Genomic DNA, 15,341 nt, shown 5'->3' with positions numbered 1-15,341 from the left:
GATCAGCAAAGGGAGAAGGAAGGATGCCCATCATCCGGGTCGAGATGTTCAAGGGGCGCAGCCCCGAGCAGAAGAAGGCGATCGCGCGCGAGCTCGTGGACGGATTCATCCGCGGCGCCGGCGGCGGCAATCCCTCATCCTTCAACGTGGTCTTCGTCGATGTCGAGAAGCATGACTGGGCGGTGGGCCACGAGATGATGAGCGAAAAGTACCCGGACAAGTGATCATGCCCGTGCCCGTCAAATCCGCTTTCTCCGTCGAGGGCAAGGGTGAGCCCCTCTTCCTCATCCACGGCATCGGCGCCTCGCGCGCCTCCTTCGCCGGGCTGGTGCCCTTCCTCAAGAACGATTTCCGCTGCATCTCCTACGACCTCCGCGGCCATGGCGCCTCGCCCAAGCCGCAGCCGCCCTACACGCTGGACGATCTGGTGGAGGATCTCGAAGCGCTGCGCAAAGAGCTCGGCATCGAGAAGGCGCACTTCGCCGGCCACTCGCTGGGCGGCATGATCGGCCCCGCCTATGCCCGGAAGTACCCGCAGCACGTGCTGACGCTGGGACTCTATTCCACTGCTGCCTTCCGTACCGAGGACGACAGCGCCAAGGTGAAGGGCGTGGTCGCCGCCATGCGCGCCAAGGGAATTCCGCAGGTGCTGGAAACGCTGAAGGATCGGTGGTTCACCCCCGAATTCGGAGAGCGGCGCCCCGAGGTGATCTCGCGCCGCATGCAGCAGGTGATCGACACCGATCCGGATGTCTTCCTCTCGGTTTTCGACATCTACGCGGAAACCGAGATGTCGCCCCGGCTGCACGAAATATCACATCCCTGCCTCGTCCTTACCGGCGAGAACGACGGCGGGTGCAATCCGCGCCTCAACCGCCAGATCGCGGCGGCGCTGCCCAATTCAGAATTGGTGATCCTCCCGGTGCTGCGCCATGCCATCCTGCTCGAGGCGGCGGATCAGGTGGCGCCGCCCGTGCTGGACTTCCTGAGGCGCAACCGGGGGAAGGCCTAGGAGGCCCGGCAATCCGCATAGGCGCGGCGATAGATCCGCTGCCAGCGTTCGCTGGCGGTGGCGCCGGTGACGACAGCGCCGCCTGCGCCGCCGATCAGGGCGCCCTTGCCGGCGCCGTCACGGCCGTCGATGGCACCACCCAGCAGCGCACCCCCGAGAGCACCGATCACGGCACCCGCCACGACGTCTCCGCCATTGGCGCGGCGGTTCGCCACGTCCTCCGCCCATTCGCGGCAATAGGCCTTGCTCTTCGCCTCGGCGAGTTGCGGCTCGACGGCGAGGAAGAGGCCCAGGGCAGACGTCAGAATGAGCACGGCGCGTCGCATGGCTGTCAACCGTTAACGTTTCAGCAGTTGCGTAAAGAGGGATTATGGCACGATTTTGTGCAGAAATCAGCCAAGGGAGGCGCTCCAGCTTCCGCCTTGCTGAAACCTCGGTTAATCGGAGAGAGGAGGCTCATGCAATGAACCCATCGAGGAACCGAGTCATCGCCCTCCTGCACGACCCGCAGGACATGCCCAACCGCTGCACGGACTGGCTCGCGGCGGCGGGATACGAAGTGGTCGCCGCCTGTCCCGCCGCTGGCGAGCCCATTCCGGAATTGGATGGAGCCACCGCGGGCGTGGTCATCTTCGGCGGCCGTTATGACGTGGCACTCAAGGGCGAACTGCCGTTCCTGCGGGCAGAGCTGGTCTTCATCGAGGACGTGCTGCGGCGGGATCTGCCCTATCTCGGGCTCTGCCTTGGCGCCCAGCTCCTGGCGGACGTGCTGGGCGAAATGGTCGGCCCGCACCCCCGGGGCCATGCCGAATACGGCTATTACGACCTGATTCCAACGGCCGAAGGACGGGCATTCATCGGCGCATCCAGCCTCAAGGTTCTGCAGTCGCATTGGCACGGCTGGTACCGCACGCCCGCGGGCGCGACGCTCCTCGCATTTTCCGCGGCCTTTCCGCAGCAGGCCTTCCGTTATTGCAGCAGCGCCTATGGCCTGCAGTTCCACCCTGAGGCCACGCGTGCAACGCTGTCCCGCTGGATTTCCAGGCGTCCGGCGGAGCGCCATTTCTTGCAGGGCGCTCACCCGCCCGAGCGGCAGCTGGCGGATCACCTTGCATATGATGCCGCACTTGGGACATGGTTCAGTGAATTCCTGTCGCGGTGGATAGGCCCGGCGCCAACCTGAACGGAGACAGCATAATGAAAACCATTACGAGGCTCCCCCCGGTCGAGACGCCCTCCCTCGTGCTGCGCGAGATCGAGTCGCGCGATACCGAGCCCTTCTGCAATTTCATGATGCAGCCGAGCTACCAGCGCCATATCGCCATGCGCTTGTCGAGCGAGGCGGAGGTGAAGGCCTTCGTCACCCGGTCGGTGGCCCGCCAGGGCGATGAGCGGCGCAACGTCTTCCACCTCGCCGCCGAGGAGAAGCTCTCCGGCGAGGCGATCGGCGACGGTTTCCTCATCCTGCAGCACCCCAAGACCGTCGAAATCGGCTGGGGCCTTCACCCTGCCATGTGGCGCATGGGGCTCGGCACCGAGATCGGGCAGGCGCTTCTCGGTCTCGCCTTCGAACGGCTCCGGGCCGAGAACGTCTGGTGCAAGGTCATGAGCGGCAACACCGCCTCGGCCAAACTCGCCCGCCGCATCGGGCTGCGGCATCTGCCGTCTCTCACCGAATATCGTGCTTCACCCCGGCGCAATGGCGCAGTCGAGTTCTACGCCCTGTCGGAACGCGACTACTTCGATCTCGGGTATTGAGAGCGGGTCAGCGGCAGTTGCTGCGCGGCGGCTGGCCCGCGAGCCTGGCGGCGAGCCAGGCGACGGCTCTCTTCTCACCGGCTTCCATGGCGCCGCCATGGCCCTTGCCCTGGAGCGTCACGTATTCCATTTTCGCGCCAGACCGGCAGGCAGCACGCACGAATTGCGTCGTCACCTCCGGCCGCACGATGTCGTCTGCGGTGCCCTGGATCACCAGCGCCGGCACCCGCGGACTGAGCGAATAGAGCGAATTCTGCACCATCAGGTCTGCCCAGGGCTCGACCGAGGCTGGATCGCTTCTCAGGAAATTCTGCTTGAGGCCCTTTTGCGCCGCGAGCGCATCGAGCTTGCCGCCGAGATCGTCCACGCAGCTCCTGCCGACCTCCTCGACAAGGCTGGCGGCCGTCCTGTCCAGCAGTGAACTGAGGGGCGCTCCATACTTCACGTTCCACGAGGAGAGGGTGAAGGAGGCGAGAATGCGGCCCGCGACGGAGCCCAAATTCGCGCGCAGCAATGTGGCGAGGTCGGTCGGTGGGGCAATGGCTGCAACGCCCTTGAGATTGAGATCCGGGGCATAGCTCTTCGCGACCTCGGCGCCGAACAGCGCCGCGTGCCCCCCCTGCGAATAGCCCCAGAGCGCGAAGTCCTTGCCGCCGCCTACGCCGGGGATCTGCTTTGCCGCGCGGATCGAATCAATCGTGGCATAGGCCTGCCCCCTGCCAACAAGGTAGCCAACCGGCCCATCAGTGCCGAGGCCGGGGTAATCGGTTGCCGCCACGACCAGGCCGCTCGCAACGAGTTCGTTCAGGCCGCCGATGGCGCGGATCGGGCTGTCGCGGAGCGAAGGCGCGCATTTTCGCGCAATGCCGGTGGTCGGGTGTGCCCAGGCGACGAATTTCCGCTCCATCGGTATGCGCGCCGCCTTGTCCGGCAGCACCACGAGGCCCGTGGAGAGGATAGGGCGCATCTTGTAGTCGCGCGTGACATAGAGAATCCGCCAGGCCATGGCGCGGTAATTGCGGGGAAGTGCGATGCGGTCGTACCGAATAAGCGTGCCCGGCTTCAGGCTGGCAGCAGGAGCGGTGCTGCTCGCCTGGCCTGCCGATTTGGGACGTGCCTCGGCAGTGGCTGGGAAGGCAAGACCGATCATAGCCAGGCATGCGCAGGCAAAACACGCCAGTTTCATTTCCAAGGCTCTCCACGGCCACAGGACAACACGCTGCGCTTGTGCCGCGGCAAGCGCTGCTTCATGATCTCAGTCCCGATAGCTAAGCATCGGCAGACGCTCGGTCAACCTCTCCGGGCGACGGGTTGAACCATTGTGGAGGTCTCATGAGCTCGGAAGGCCAGCTTGCCCGGCTCCTGCTCGCCATAGGCAAGCCGGACTTTGGGGACCGGCTGCTGGCGGCGGCGGCCGCCGGGCTCCCGCACGATGCGGCGGCCCTCATGGTATTCCACCCCGCGGCCCCGCCCGCAGTTCTGGTGGACCGGCTGAAGCCCGCCGAACGCGCCTATCTCTATGGCGACTATCTCACGGGCGTCTATGCCCTGAGCCCGTTCTACCGTGCGGCGCAGAAGCTCAAGGCGCCAAAGGTGGCGCGGGTTCGGGAGATCGCGCCGAAGGGCTTCGCCAACAGCGAGTATTACCGGCGCTATTTCGCGCTCATCGGGGTGGACGACATGCTGGGCTTTCTCATTCCGGCCAGCGACAATGAAACCGTTTTCTTGTCCTTCTCGCGCAGCACCGGACGGCCTCGTTTCACTGCTCGCGACACCCGGGGGCTCACGGCGATGGCAGAGCTTCTTGCCGCCGCTGTCGCCCGCCATTGCGAGATCGCCGGACCACTCGCCAGCCGCCATATAGCTGCCGCCGCTTCGCCGGCCGCTCACAGGCCTTCTGCAGGCCTCACGGCGCGCGAGGCGCAGGTCGTCAATCTGATGCTCGAGGGTCATTCGGCGCGCGAAATCGGGGCGGCGCTGAAGATCTCGGGCGAGACGGTGCGCGTCCATCGCCGCAACATCTATGAAAAGCTCGGCATCTCGTCGCAGGGCGAGTTGTTCCGCTGGTTTCTCGCCACTCGCGGGTAACCCTGTTGCGGTATGGCGGCAGCCCCGTCCCTGCCCTAGTGTCTTCGCGCCGAAACAGGGAGGTCACACCATGAGCCAGAACAATGTGCCGCTGCGCGCCCGCCTCGAGAATGGCGGCACGCCGAAGATGAAGGGGCGCTTCGAGATCAAGTCCGAAACGGGCGTGCTGAAGGACGTGCTCCTCGGGCCCGCCGAGAGCTTCCGCTGGATGGGGCTGGAGAATGCCGCGTGGTCGTCCCTGGTGCGCGACACGATGCGCAAGGGCTACAAGTTCGACAAGCAGTTGGCCATGCGCCAGCACCGCGAAATGGTGGATGCCTATCACCAAGCCGGCGTCACCACGCATTTCCTGCCGCTCGACATGACCAACCCCTACCAGGTCTATGCGCGGGACTCGTCCTTCATGTCGCCCTATGGCGCCGTCATCTGCCAGCTCGCCAACCCCCGCCGGCGCGGCGAATATGCCGCCGTGCTGCGCTTCTACCTCGAGAACAACATCCCCGTTTACGACATGATCTCGGCAGGGAATTTCGAAGGCGGCGACTTCAACATCATCCGCGACGGCCTGGCGCTCGTCGGCTACACCGACCACCGCTCCGAGGAGGTGGCCGCACGGCAGGCTGCCGACTGGTTCGTGAAGGAAGGCTGGGAGATCAAGTATGCGCCGATCGACCAGTTCTACGTCCACATCGACCTCATGGTCTGCATGCTGAACGAGAATTGCGCCGCCGTCTGCCTGGAGACCACCGAGGACGACGTGATCGCCTGGCTGAAGTCGAAGAAGATCGACATCATTCCCGCCACGTTCAAGGAGACGATGGCGCTCGGCTGCAACGTCGTGTCGCTCGGTGGCGATCGCGTTCTCTCGACTGAGAGTGCGAAGGACCTCAACGCCAAGATGCGCGCGGCGGGCTTCACCGTCTACGACCCGGACATGACCATGTTCCTGCAGGCAGGCGGCGGCGTCCACTGCATGTGCCAGCCGCTCAGCAGAGAGGCGGCTTAAGAAAAGCCCTTGCATGATCCGGGCATCCCGGCGAAAGCCGGGCTGTCCGGGAGCAATGCGGTGGCAGACGTCAAGGTGATCGGAGCGGGGCCCTCGGGCCTCATGGCGGCGGAAGTGCTGGCCTCGGCGGGGCACCGCGTAAGCATCCACGACAGGATGGCATCACCCGCGCGCAAGTTCCTCCTCGCTGGGCGGGGCGGCCTGAACCTCACCCATTCCGAACCACTTGAGACCTTCCTCACCCGCTACGGCGATGCGCAATCGTTTCTGGAACCCGCCATCCGGGCCTTCCCGCCCGCCGCCCTGATCGCCTGGGCGAACGGTCTCGGGATCGAGACCTTCGTCGGCTCCTCGGGACGCATCTTCCCGACACAGATGAAGGCCTCACCCCTGCTCCGTGCCTGGCTGAGGCGGCTCGATGCGCTTGGCGTAAGGCTCTTGACGCGCTCTCCCTGGCGCGGATTCGACAGCACGCCAACGATCCTGGCGCTGGGGGGCGCGAGCTGGCCCCATCTCGGCTCCGATGCGGCATGGCTGCCTGGTTTCGCGGCCAAGGGAATCATGGTTCATCCGTTCCGCCCGTCGAACAGCCGGTTCCTGGTGAACTGGTCACCCCATTTCACCGGACGATTCGCGGGCGTTCCGATCAAGAATGTGGCCCTTACCTATCGCGGCCGGCGCGTTAGAGGCGAGCTGATGATCTCGCGGGAGGGCATCGAGGGCGGCGCCATCTATGCGCTTTCCCGCCATCTGCGCGACGAGCCCGGAGCGCCACTCGTCATCGACCTGCGCCCGGATTTGACGGAGGAAACGCTTGCAACGAAGCTGGCGCGGCCGCGGGGGAAGGACTCGCTCTCCACTTACCTGCGCAAGTCCGCAGGACTTTCGCCCGCCGCCATTGCCCTGCTGCGCGAGACGGGCACCGCGCCGGATGCCCACGCCATCAAGGCGCTGGCACTCTCACTCGGTCCTCCTGCGGGGCTCGCCCGTGCCATTTCATCAGCCGGCGGTGTTGCGCGCGACGAGGTCGACGAGCATTTCCAGCTGAAGAAGGCACCCGGCACCTATTGCGTGGGCGAGATGCTGGATTGGGAAGCGCCCACCGGCGGCTATCTCCTGCAGGCCTGTTTCTCCACCGCTGTCATGGCGGCGCGGCATCTTGCATCGATGCTCGAAAAGGGCTGAACTTCGACCCATGAATCTCGAACTCGAAGGCAGGACGGCGCTCATCTGCGGCGCGAGCCAGGGGCTGGGCTTCGCCATCGCGGAGGCCCTGGCCGAGGAGGGTTGCAAAGTCGGGCTACTGGCGCGCAACGCCTCGAAGCTCGACGCCCGCGTAAAGGATTTCACCAAGAGGGGCCTTGCCGCCGTCCCGCTTCCTGCGGACATGGGCCATTGGGAGCAGGTGAAGGCGGCACTCGCGCAGTTCGGTGCACCGGACATTCTTGTCAACAATTCCGGCGGCCCGCCGCCTGTGGACGTGACCGCGGTCGATCCGGTTCTCTGGCGCAGCCAGTTCGAGGCCATGGTGCTGAACCAGATGCGGCTCACCGAGGCCGCACTTCCGGCCATGCGGCAGAGAGCGTTCGGCCGCATCCTCTCCGTCGCCTCCACGTCCATCGTCGAGCCCTTCCCGAGCCTCGCCATCTCGAATTCGCTGCGCGCGGCGCTGGCTGGCTGGATGAAGACGCTGGCCGGCCAGGTGGCGCGCGATGGCGTGACCGTAAACATGCTGCTGCCCGGCAGCTTCGCCACCGAGCGCATCGACAGGCTGAATGCGCGTGATGCAGAGTCACGGGGCGTTCCCCTGTCTCGGGTGGTGGCCGAGGCTTCGGCCGAAATCCCCCTGGGCCGCTACGGCGACCCGAAGGAGTTCGGCGTGGTGGCAGCCTTCCTCGCGAGCCCCAAGGCCTCCTACATCACCGGCCAGATGATCCGAATCGACGGCGGAGCGACGAAATCGCTATGAACCTGCTGGACGATCTCCGCGCCGCGCTTGGCGGGAGCGCCGTTCTCGAAGGCGAGGCGATGGGGGCGGCCCCCGCCTCGGACATGAGCTATACCGGCCGTTCGCTGCCACGCGCGCTGCTCCGGCCACGAAGCACCGAGGAGGTCTCCGCCGCGCTGAAGCTCTGTCATGCGGCAGGCGTTCCGGTGATCGCCCAAGGCGGCATGACCGGGTTGGCGGGCGGCTCCAACCCCTCAGGCAACGAAATTGCCATCAGCCTGGCGCTGCTGCGTGGGATCGAAGAGGTGGATAGCGCTTCGGCAAGCATGGTGGTGAAGGCCGGAACGCCGCTCGAGGAGTGTCAGCGCGCCGCCGCCGAACACGGGCTCTTCCTGGCCCTCGACCTCGGTTCGAGAGGGTCTTGCCAGGTCGGTGGCAATCTCTCCACCAATGCGGGCGGCATCCGCGTCATCCGCTACGGCATGGCGCGCGAGCAGGTGCTGGGCATCGAAGCCGTGCTGGCTGACGGAACGGTCGTCTCATCGATGAACCGCATGCTGAAGAACAACGCAGGCTATGACCTGAAGCACCTGTTCATCGGCTCCGAGGGAACGCTGGGCGTCATCACCCGGGCCGTGCTGCGCCTGCACCCCCCGCCAGGCGAGATCACCACCACGCTCTGTGCCGTCGAAAGCTATGACCAGGTCGTGGCCCTGCTCCGACGCGCGCAGTCTTCGCTCGGCGGCATCATGGCCTTCGAGGCAATGTGGGAGGATTATTTCGGGTTCAACGCCGAGGCGCTCAAGCTTCGCCTCTTTGCCCGCTCGCACCCTTTCTGCGTCATCCTGGAAAGCACCAAGCCTGCCGGGACCGTCGAGACCTTCCTCGCTGCCGCGGTGGAGGAAGGGCTGATCGCCGATGCGCTGATCGCCCGCTCGCTACGGGAAGCCCGCGAAATCTGGTCGGTGCGCGAGGGCCATCCGATCGAGACGCTGCCCAACCTCCTGAACTTCGATGTGAGCCTGCCGATTGGCCGCATCGGGGACTATGCCGAGGCCTGCACCGCAGCCATCCGGAAGCGCTGGCCCGATGCGCATGTTTCCTTTTACGGGCACGTGGGGGATTCAAACGTGCACATCTGCGTCTCTGCCCCCTATGCGCCGGGGGAGGGCATGCATGAGGTCGACGCGATCGTTTATGGCGTGCTTGGGGATTATCGCGGCTCGATCTCGGCCGAACATGGCGTCGGCACGCTGAAGCGGCCCTATCTCCGCTTCTCGCGTTCGCCCAACGAAATCGCACTCATGCGCCTGCTCAAGCAGGCGCTGGACCCCAAGGGCATCCTCAATCCCGGCAAGGTGATCTGAGTTGCCGGGACGCATCTTCGAGTCGCACTGGAGCTTCCGCCTGCTTCTCTCGCTGCCGGCCCTCATCATGCTATGGCAGTTCTTCGTCGTCGTCCCAAGCTGGGGCCTGCTGCTGGACCGCTCCGGCGAATGGTCGGTGCGCATGCTGATCATGACACTGGCCATTACGCCCATGCGCCTGATCCTGAAGCAGGCCGGGCTCGGACCGTACTGGCCGATGTGGCTGTTCAAGCGCCGGCGCGAGCTGGGGCTCGCGGCATTCCTGTACGGCGCGCTGCATCTCGGCACTTATCTCGTCAGGCAATCGAACTTGCGGGTCGTGCTCTTCGACGTGCGGTTCGCAGAATACATCATGGGCTGGATCGCCTTTCTCACCCTTCTTGCCCTCGCGGTCACGAGCAACGACCGCGCGGTGCATGGGCTCGGTACATGGTGGAAGCCGCTGCAGCGGCTCGCCTATGTCTCGGCCCTGGCCGCGGCGCTGCACTGGCTGTGGATCAAGCTGGACCACACGGCCGTTTACCTGCATTTCCTTCCGCTGGTGGCGCTCGAAGCCTACCGCCTTTGGTACAATTTCGCCCGGCCGGCAGGGCTGAGGCATTAGGGTGTTCCACCTCTCTCCCGTGGCCCGGCCGTGGGACAGGGAGGATGCTATTTCGCATCCTCCAGGATGATTTCCGCGCCGCGCCAACCCACCATCATGGCTGGCGCGTTGGTGTTGCCGGCAATGAGGTTCGGAAACACCGATGCATCGCAGACGCGCAGGCCCTCCAGGCCGTGCACCCTGAGGCGCGGATCGACCACCGAGGTCAACGGGTCCGGCCCCATGCGGCAGGTGCAGGAATGGTGATAGACGGTGCCGCTCCTCTGCCGGACATCGTTGATGATCGCCTCGTCCGTCACCACGTCCGGGCCCGGGCGCAGCTCCTCGGCCATGAGGCTCTTGAGCGGTTCGTGGGAGGCGATGACGCGCAGGAATTTCACCGCCGCCAGCATTTCGGCCACGTCGCCTTGCGTCGAGTAGGCGTTGAAGCTGATCTTGGGGTGGACGAAGGGATCGGGCGACTTGATCATCACCTCGCCGGTGCTCGTCGGGCGGCAGTTGCTCAAGCCGAGGGACAGGCCCGAGAAGGGATCGGGGTTGAGGATCGGCCGTTCCGCGGCCTTTGGGAGGAGGGTCGAGAAGGCCTGCATGTAGAGTTGCATGTTGGGCCGTGTCATCTCCGGGCTGGTGCGGAAGAAACCGCCACCCTGGTTGATGCTCAGCGCGAGCGGCCCCTTGCGACGTGCAAGGTATTCGAGCCCTGCGCGCAGCTTCCCCCACCAGGGGCGGAGCGCGTCGTTCAAGGTGGGCACCTTCATGCGCCAGGTGTAGTTGATGCCGTGATGGTCCTGCATGCGCGCGCCGACGTTGGGGTTCTCCGCCAGAACCGGAATGCCGAGGGACTGGAGCAGCGCGCCCGGCCCTATGCCGGACAATTGCAGAAGCTGCGGCGAATTGATGGCCCCGCCTGCCACGATCACCTCCCCTGCCCTGGCCTCCCGGCTCACGCCCCGCTGCACATAGGATATGCCCACGGCACGCCTGCCCTCGAAGAGGATGCGCGTCACATGCGCTTCCGTCTCGACGCGCAGGTTCCTTCGCCTCATCGCGGGCCTCAGGAAGGCGCGCGCCGCGGACAGCCGCAAGCCGCCGCGGATGGTGAATTGATAGAGGCCCACACCCTCCTGTTCGGCACCGTTGAAGTCCGGGTTCACCGGAAGACCGGCCGCACGGGCCGCCGCCAGATACGGTTTGCACAGGTGGTGCGCCTGATCGCCCAGATGGGAGAGGGTGAGCGGCCCTCCCCTGCCTCGAAGCTTCGGATCTCCTTCCGGATCGTCTTCCATCTTCAGGTAGGCAGGGAGAACGTCCTCCCAGCCCCAGCCTGTGTTTCCGGCCGCCTTCCAGTCCTCGTAATCCTGCCGATGGCCGCGGATATAGACCATGGCGTTGATCGAGGATGAGCCGCCGAGAATTTTCCCGCGAGGATAGAAGTCGCGCTGGCCGTTGAGTCCGGGATCGGGCTCCGCCTCATACATCCAGTTGACCCTCTTGTCGTAGAAGGTCTTGCCGTAGCCGAGAGGCATGTGAACGAAGAACCGGCGGTCGTCACCACCCGCCTCGAGAAGCAGCACGCGGTACGCGCCCGAAGCCGTCAGGCGGTCGGCCAGCACGCATCCGGCCGAGCCGGCGCCCACGACGATGTAATCGAACTGATCTGCCACGCGAACCTGCCAGTGGTGAGGAGCCGCCGCATTTGCTCCAATTCGCACCCCTGAAACAAGTGCTTCGACCTCAAGACCGGTTAGAAATTTTCATCGCCGGAACTTGCCGCGGCCTGCTAGAAGCGAGCCGATCCGGGAGGGCAATTCCATGAAAGTCACGGACCTCAAAGTCTTCATCGTCGGCAATCCGCCGCCCTCCTGGGGCGGGCGCTATTTCATCTTCGTGAAACTCACGACGGACAACGGCATCACCGGCATCGGCGAATGCTATTGCGCCACCTTCGGGCCGAAGGCGATGACGGCGATGATCGAAGACACGTTCTCGCGTTATGTTGAAGGCATGGACCCCTTCCACATCGAGGCCATGTGGCGCAAGGTCTATGGCTCGGGCTATTCGCTGCGCCCGGACATTTCTCTGATGGGCGTGCTCTCGGGGATCGAGATCGCGCTGTGGGACATCAAGGGCAAGGCGCTGGGAAAACCCGTCTACGAACTCCTCGGCGGGCGCGTACACGAGAAGCTCCGCTCCTACACCTATATCTATCCCGATGCCGCCAAGGGCCAGGACTCGTCCATCTTCTGGAACGCCGAACAGTCGGCCGAGCGTGCCGCGCACTACGTGAAGCGCGGCTTCACCGGCATCAAGTTCGATCCGGCGGCCCCTTACTCCGCTTTCGATCCGCGCCAGCCCTCGCTCGAGTCGATGGAACTCTGCGTGAAGTTCTGCAAGCTGATCCGCGAGGCGGTGGGCACCAAGGCCGACCTGCTTTTCGGCACGCATGGCCAGTTCACCACGGCAGGCGCCATCCGCTTCGCGAAGAAGATCGAGCCCTACGATCCGCTGTGGTTCGAGGAGCCGACCCCGCCCGAGAAGCCTGAGGAGATGGCCCTCGTGGCGCGCGGAACCTCGATCCCGGTCGCCACCGGCGAGCGGCTCACCACGAAGTACGAATTCGCCCGCGTGCTCGAATGCCGCGCCGCCTCGATCCTGCAGATGGCGCTCGGCCGCGTCGGCGGCCTCATGGAGGCCAAGAAGATCGCCGGAATGGCCGAGACCTATTACGCGCAGATCGCGCCGCATCTCTATGCGGGGCCCGTCGAGGGCGCGGCGAACATCCATTATGCCGCCTCGCTGCCCAACTTCCTGATCCTCGAATCGATCGAGGAATGGAGCGGATTCCACTCGAAGATCCTGAAGAAACCGATCCTCTGGCAGGAGGGCTACGTCATCCCTCCCAGCGAGCCCGGCCTCGGCATCGAGCTCGACGAGGACGTCGCGGAGGCTCATCCCTACACGGGCAGCAATCTGCACCTCGAAATGACAAACCGCCCGCTGCGCAAGGAAGAATAGGCAATGCATTACGGCTATATCGGACTCGGCAATCTGGGCGGCCACCTGGCGCATTCGCTGGTACGCAAGGGCTACGACGTCACCGTCTTCGATCTCGATCGGCAACTGGCGGAACGCCACCTGAAGGACGGTGCCTCATGGGCCGATTCACCGGCCGCACTCGCCTCCAGGGTCGATCACGTTTTTACCTGCCTGCCCTCCCCCGCCGTATCCGAGAAGGTGCTGACGCAGGTCCTGACGGCGCTGAAGCCCGGTTCCACGTGGATCGAGAACTCCACCAATGGCCGCGACGAGATGATCCGGCTGGCGGCAATGGCGGAGGCAAGGGGCGTAAAGGTTCTCGAGGCGCCCGTCACCGGCGGCGTGCACCTTGCGGCAAGGGGCGAAATAACGGTGCTGGTGGGCGGCGACAAGGCCCTGTTCGAACTGCACAAGCCGGCGCTGGAGACGATCGGACGGAAAATCTTCCATATGGGGCCGATCGGCTCCGCCGCCGTGATCAAGGTCATCACAAACATGCTCGCCTTCATCCATCTCGTGGCGGATGCCGAAGCCCTCATGCTGGCCAAGCGCGGCGGGCTTGACCTCGCTCAAGCCTGGCACGCCATCACGGCCTCGTCCGGCACGAGCTTCGTGCATGAAACGGAGGGCCAGCTGATCCTCAACGGCAGCTACGATATCGCGTTCACCATGGACCTGGCGCTGAAGGACCTCGGCTTCGCAATGACATTCGGCAAGGAGTTCGGCGTGCCGCTCGATCTCGCGTCCTTGACGCAGCAGACCTTCATGAAGGGAAAGGCGGCCTACGGCGGCGGCGCGCAATCCACCCAGATCGCCAAGCTGCTCGAGGACCTTCTGCAGACCGACCTCCGCGCTCCGGGCTTCCCGGCGAGGCTCGAATAGGAAGGGTAGCCATCCCTCCATAATTGACGAATTATTCACTTGTGGGTTGCATCCTGACGACCAGGAGGTCCGGGTATGCACGCCGAGAAGTATAAATGGATTCGGTATTCGGCCATCGGATCTGCACTTCTTCTCAACGTCCTCGTTTTCGGTTTCTGCTTCTGGCTCGTGTTCACCCGCAAGTGGGATGCACCGCTCGACCCGGCCATGTCCAGCCAGGACCACTTTCTCTTAACGCCGACGCTGCTGGCCCACGGCGCGGAATTCTTCAGCATCTTCGTGCTGTCGCTGCTGTCGAGCATCGTGGCCTTTGCCGCCATCGCCGGCATCAGCAATCTCCACGGCACGGACCTGCTCTGGCTGCCCATCATCGCCGGCGCCATCAGCTTTGCCGTGGCCCATGTGACCTCCGGTATCGATCCCCGGCAATTCCTGGATCCTGCGCTCGCCCAGGCAGGTCAGGAGGCACGGCTGAACCCCGCCAGCGTCTGCAGCGCGGCGGCAGTCTTCCAGTTCGCACTGCTCCTGGCCACGACGGGGATCGCCGCGGTCATCAACGAAAAGAGGTTTCAGCCGGTTCTCTGACCCGGCCCTTACCACTCGAGGCAGATCTTGCCGAAATGCCGCCCGCTTTCCTCATGGCGGAAGGCCTCGGCAATGTTTTCGAGCGGATAGGAGCGGTCGATCACCGGCCGAATGCCGGTGGCCTCCAGAGCGCGTACATAGTCCTGCTGCTGCGTGCGGTTGCCGACGATGAGGCCGTGGAGCCGCGCCTGCTTGCGCATGAGGGCGCCTGTCGGGATCTCGCCGCTTCTCCCCGTCAGCACGCCGATCAGCGAGATGTGGCCTCCCACCTTCACCGCCTCGATCGACTGCGGCAGCGTGCCGGGACCGCCGACCTCCACCACGTGATCGACGCCTTTACCGTCCGTCCAGTCCTTCACGCGGGCGCCCCAATCGCGATCGGTCCGGTAGTTCAGGGTGTGCGCAGCGCCCATGGCTTCCAGGCGCTGGCGCTTTTCGTCGGATGACGAGGTCGCGATCACCGTCGCACCCATGGCGCGCGCCAGCTGAAGCGCGGCAATCGAGACACCGCCCGTGCCCAGCACAAGCACTGCGTCCCCTGGCCGGAGCCGCCCATTCACGATCAATGCCCGCCAGGCGGTGAGGCCCGCCGTCGTGATGGTCGCAGCCTCGGCATGCGACCAGCCCTTCGGCGCGTGAGTGAAGCTGTGAGCAAGGCACACCACGCGTTCGCGCGCATAACCGTCGACTCCATCGCCCGGCACGGTGGCGAAGTCCGGGAGGGTCGGCTCACCCGCGATCCAGCCGGGAAAGAAGCAGGAAACCACATGGTCCCCGGGCCTGAACTCCTGAACACCTTCACCCACCGCCTCCACCACGCCTGCGCCGTCCGACATCGGGATGCGCCCCGCGGCCACCGCTCCGGGCGTCGCCAGCACGCGGTAGTCGTGATAGTTGAGAGAGCTTGCATGCAGGCGGACCCTTATCTCGCCTCTTCCGGGCTCGCCCGGGTCCGGCAGCGTCACGTTCCTGAGATTGTCGAGCCCTCCCGGGGCTTCGAGCCTGATGCCCTTCATCACTGCCGCTCCTTCATATCGCACGTCATCATAGGCCGA

The 15,341-nt window shown here is 65.0% G+C and carries 17 protein-coding genes; 13 read left to right on the top strand and 4 right to left on the bottom strand.

Going from position 1 to position 15,341, the window contains the following annotated elements:
* Positions 1-23: 23 nt before the first annotated feature.
* Both ACK4HL_RS07160 and ACK4HL_RS07155 read left to right on the top strand, forming a co-directional pair.
* Positions 24-224: a tautomerase family protein gene (locus ACK4HL_RS07160; RefSeq protein WP_409757849.1), complete on the top strand. Its 201-nt coding sequence runs from the start codon at positions 24-26 to the stop codon at positions 222-224.
* Positions 225-226: 2 nt separating this feature from the next.
* A complete protein-coding gene (locus tag ACK4HL_RS07155; protein ID WP_409757846.1) occupies positions 227-1,012 on the top strand; it encodes an alpha/beta fold hydrolase in 786 nt (261 codons plus the stop codon).
* Here ACK4HL_RS07155 and ACK4HL_RS07150 read toward each other — a convergent pair.
* Entirely contained in the window at positions 1,009-1,338 is a 330-nt protein-coding gene (locus ACK4HL_RS07150) for a hypothetical protein (RefSeq protein WP_409757843.1), read from the bottom strand. The two genes, ACK4HL_RS07155 and ACK4HL_RS07150, sit on opposite strands and share 4 nt — an antisense overlap.
* A 137-nt stretch (positions 1,339-1,475) precedes the next feature.
* Here ACK4HL_RS07150 and ACK4HL_RS07145 point away from each other — a divergent pair, with 137 nt between their 5' ends.
* Together ACK4HL_RS07145 and ACK4HL_RS07140 are read left to right on the top strand one after the other, a co-directional pair.
* Positions 1,476-2,195 carry a glutamine amidotransferase-related protein gene (locus tag ACK4HL_RS07145; RefSeq protein WP_409757840.1) on the top strand — a complete coding sequence of 240 codons (720 nt, stop codon included), beginning with the start codon at positions 1,476-1,478 and terminating at the stop codon, positions 2,193-2,195.
* Positions 2,196-2,209: 14 nt separating this feature from the next.
* Positions 2,210-2,770, top strand: a complete 561-nt coding sequence (locus ACK4HL_RS07140; RefSeq protein ID WP_409757837.1) for a GNAT family N-acetyltransferase — start codon at positions 2,210-2,212, stop codon at positions 2,768-2,770.
* 7 nt (positions 2,771-2,777) lie between these two features.
* Here the strand turns inward: ACK4HL_RS07140 and ACK4HL_RS07135 are convergent, their stop codons facing one another.
* Positions 2,778-3,920, bottom strand: coding sequence for an alpha/beta fold hydrolase (locus ACK4HL_RS07135; RefSeq protein WP_409757834.1), 1,143 nt, complete (start codon positions 3,918-3,920; stop codon positions 2,778-2,780).
* 182 nt (positions 3,921-4,102) lie between these two features.
* Here ACK4HL_RS07135 and ACK4HL_RS07130 point away from each other — a divergent pair, with 182 nt between their 5' ends.
* From ACK4HL_RS07130 to ACK4HL_RS07105, 6 genes are all read left to right on the top strand, one after another.
* A complete protein-coding gene (locus ACK4HL_RS07130; protein WP_409757831.1) occupies positions 4,103-4,858 on the top strand; it encodes a helix-turn-helix transcriptional regulator in 756 nt (251 codons plus the stop codon).
* Positions 4,859-4,928: 70 nt separating this feature from the next.
* Entirely contained in the window at positions 4,929-5,864 is a 936-nt protein-coding gene (locus ACK4HL_RS07125) for a dimethylarginine dimethylaminohydrolase family protein (protein ID WP_409757828.1), read from the top strand.
* 60 nt (positions 5,865-5,924) lie between these two features.
* Positions 5,925-7,049: an NAD(P)/FAD-dependent oxidoreductase gene (locus ACK4HL_RS07120; RefSeq protein WP_409757825.1), complete on the top strand. Its 1,125-nt coding sequence runs from the start codon at positions 5,925-5,927 to the stop codon at positions 7,047-7,049.
* Between the two features lie 10 nt (positions 7,050-7,059).
* The gene (locus ACK4HL_RS07115) at positions 7,060-7,833 is read left to right on the top strand and encodes an SDR family oxidoreductase (protein ID WP_409757822.1); all 774 of its coding nucleotides are present in this window, start codon (positions 7,060-7,062) and stop codon (positions 7,831-7,833) included.
* Positions 7,830-9,179: an FAD-binding oxidoreductase gene (locus tag ACK4HL_RS07110; RefSeq protein ID WP_409757819.1), complete on the top strand. Its 1,350-nt coding sequence runs from the start codon at positions 7,830-7,832 to the stop codon at positions 9,177-9,179. The genes ACK4HL_RS07115 and ACK4HL_RS07110 overlap by 4 nt, the downstream gene beginning before the upstream one ends.
* A 1-nt stretch (position 9,180) precedes the next feature.
* Positions 9,181-9,783, top strand: coding sequence for a sulfite oxidase heme-binding subunit YedZ (locus ACK4HL_RS07105; RefSeq protein ID WP_409757816.1), 603 nt, complete (start codon positions 9,181-9,183; stop codon positions 9,781-9,783).
* A gap of 47 nt (positions 9,784-9,830) precedes the next feature.
* Here the strand turns inward: ACK4HL_RS07105 and ACK4HL_RS07100 are convergent, their stop codons facing one another.
* Positions 9,831-11,447 carry a GMC family oxidoreductase gene (locus tag ACK4HL_RS07100; RefSeq protein ID WP_409757813.1) on the bottom strand — a complete coding sequence of 539 codons (1,617 nt, stop codon included), beginning with the start codon at positions 11,445-11,447 and terminating at the stop codon, positions 9,831-9,833.
* 148 nt (positions 11,448-11,595) lie between these two features.
* Here ACK4HL_RS07100 and ACK4HL_RS07095 point away from each other — a divergent pair, with 148 nt between their 5' ends.
* The 3 genes from ACK4HL_RS07095 (at position 11,596) to ACK4HL_RS07085 (ending at position 14,286) form a co-directional block, all read left to right on the top strand.
* On the top strand, positions 11,596-12,798 hold the full coding sequence (locus ACK4HL_RS07095; RefSeq protein WP_409757810.1) for a mandelate racemase/muconate lactonizing enzyme family protein: 1,203 nt from the start codon (positions 11,596-11,598) through the stop codon (positions 12,796-12,798).
* 3 nt (positions 12,799-12,801) lie between these two features.
* The gene (locus ACK4HL_RS07090; RefSeq protein WP_409757807.1) at positions 12,802-13,701 is read left to right on the top strand and encodes an NAD(P)-dependent oxidoreductase; all 900 of its coding nucleotides are present in this window, start codon (positions 12,802-12,804) and stop codon (positions 13,699-13,701) included.
* Positions 13,702-13,776: 75 nt separating this feature from the next.
* The gene (locus ACK4HL_RS07085) at positions 13,777-14,286 is read left to right on the top strand and encodes a hypothetical protein (RefSeq protein ID WP_409757804.1); all 510 of its coding nucleotides are present in this window, start codon (positions 13,777-13,779) and stop codon (positions 14,284-14,286) included.
* 8 nt (positions 14,287-14,294) lie between these two features.
* Here the strand turns inward: ACK4HL_RS07085 and ACK4HL_RS07080 are convergent, their stop codons facing one another.
* Positions 14,295-15,302, bottom strand: coding sequence for a zinc-dependent alcohol dehydrogenase family protein (locus tag ACK4HL_RS07080; protein WP_409757801.1), 1,008 nt, complete (start codon positions 15,300-15,302; stop codon positions 14,295-14,297).
* Positions 15,303-15,341 lie beyond the last annotated feature (39 nt).

The sequence above is a fragment of the Aestuariivirga sp. genome (genome assembly GCF_046294715.1).
In the GTDB taxonomy this organism is placed as follows: domain Bacteria; phylum Pseudomonadota; class Alphaproteobacteria; order Rhizobiales; family Aestuariivirgaceae; genus Aestuariivirga.
The sequence above is the reverse complement of the archived record's forward strand: the minus strand, read 5'-3'. Positions and strand labels throughout refer to the sequence as shown.